We start from the raw sequence: 1,837 nt of genomic DNA on the forward strand, positions 1-1,837 counted from the left end.
TGCCTAGCGAACTGGTAGATCTCGTCTATCTGCGGGTCTCGCAGATCAACAATTGCGCCTATTGCCTCGATATGCACACTCGCGACCTGATCAAGAGGGGCGTGAAGATCGAGAAACTCGCGCTGGTTCAGGCTTGGAAAGAAGGTGGAAATCTCTTCAGCGAGACCGAGCGGGCCGCGCTTGCCTGGGCAGAGACCGTGACTCTCGTCGCCGAGAGCGGCGTGCCCGACAGCGCCTACTCCGCCGCGCGAGAGGTTTTCGATGAAAAGCAACTCGTCGATCTGACGATCGCGATCAGCCTGATGAACAGCTATAATCGGATGGCCATCAGCTTCCGCAATACGCCGCAGGCTGTGCTGGAACATTGATGGCGTGCGGAGCATGACCGTCGTTGAGATTTCCGGAATACGAATCCTCGACAGCAAGCCTGCCTGCGAGGCAGCTCAGTTCATCAGGGATGCGGAGATGCGGGACTCCCGGCGAACTCGCGACGAATGCAGCAACAGCTAACAATCGGGGATAGACCATGCTTGAGAAAATATCGGGAACGAGCATCCCAGACAGCAAAATCGCACGCGAGGTGACCGAATTCATTCGCGATACCGAGAGCGATCTGCTCTTCCATCATTCGGTCCGGGTCTACTTTTGGGGAGCCATGACGGGAAATCGCAGTGGCATGACCTTCGACCCGGAACTGCTCTACACAGCCGCCATGTTCCACGACATCGGCCTCACCGCGCGCTACGAAAACAGTCAGTTGCGCTTCGAAGTAGACGGCGCGAACGCCGCGCGGGACTTCCTGCGGGCGCGCGGCATTTCCGACAGCGACATCGAGATCGTCTGGAACGCTGTCGCCCTCCACACCACGCCCGGCATACCGGAATTCATGCGCCCGGAGATCGCACTAGTGCAGGCGGGTGCTGGTATGGACGTTGCCGGCAGGGGCTACGAGGAATTCACCGACGCGCAGCGCGAGGCCGTCATCGCCGCCTTTCCGCGGGAGGCCGACTTCAAGCACGGCATCATCGATGCTTTCTACCACGGCATGAAGCACCGGCCGCACAGCACCTTCGGCACCTTCAACGACGACGTGCTCGCGTTCAAGGATCCGGAATTTCGGCGGGTCGATATGTGCAGCGTCATCCTTGGCTCGCGTTGGGAAAGTTGAACCTAATTTCCGTCTTCTGGGGAGGTGAGCACCTTCCAGGGATCAGGACCAATGACCCCATCGTTACAAACTTCCTGTTCAATTAAATTTTCTAGACAATCGAATATCTTGGCATGGTTCGAATCACCGATTGGGCCGTGTGCTGCCGGCAGCTAGCCTCGCAAGCAAGATACCGGACGTTTTTGGGCACTGCAGCGGCATAACAGTCAAATCGAACGGCTGTCATATGCCCAATGCAGCAAAGCCTGGCGCTGACGCGGCCGGCACCAGCAATCCCCAGGCTCGCAGGCTCGACGAAGCTGAGCGAGATGGCGGCGAATAGCTTTCCAACGGGCGATCTGTCGCTCGTCCTCGCCGGGCATGCGACGACCTTGGTGGTAACGGCAGTACCACTGGATCCAGCCACGCGGATCGTCGGGATGTATCCATCCCTTAGCTCGCCAGACGCTGAGCGGTTGGCTGGCGTCGACACCGAACCAATTAAGTGACGGATCTTTTCGCAGCGACGACAGCCGGGCCTCTGCAAACCAGCTGTTGGGGAATTCGTCGCGACAATCGGTCATGTACTTGCCGCCGAACACCCCGAGCGCTAGCATCTCGGCGGGTGTCAAGTCTGGCCGGAAATCGGGATGAAAGTTACGGCCGATTGGCGCAACGAGAGCGTACCGG

General features: G+C 58.8%; 3 protein-coding genes. 2 read left to right on the forward strand and 1 reads right to left on the reverse strand.

Going from position 1 to position 1,837, the window contains the following annotated elements:
- Both ACPYOI_RS35575 and ACPYOI_RS35580 read left to right on the forward strand, forming a co-directional pair.
- Window positions 1–368: carboxymuconolactone decarboxylase family protein (locus ACPYOI_RS35575; RefSeq protein ID WP_481424111.1), on the forward strand; the 368-nt coding region annotated here is incomplete at its 5' end.
- A 158-nt stretch (window positions 369–526) separates the two neighbouring features.
- Complete coding sequence (locus ACPYOI_RS35580) at window positions 527–1,168, forward strand: HD domain-containing protein (protein ID WP_481424112.1); 642 nt, start codon at window positions 527–529, stop codon at window positions 1,166–1,168.
- A gap of 206 nt (window positions 1,169–1,374) precedes the next feature.
- Here the strand turns inward: ACPYOI_RS35580 and ACPYOI_RS35585 are convergent.
- The coding region (locus tag ACPYOI_RS35585; RefSeq protein ID WP_481424113.1) for a hypothetical protein at window positions 1,375–1,837 on the reverse strand (463 nt) is incomplete at its 5' end.

The organism is Rhizobium sp. SVR5-2C (genome assembly GCF_056755115.1).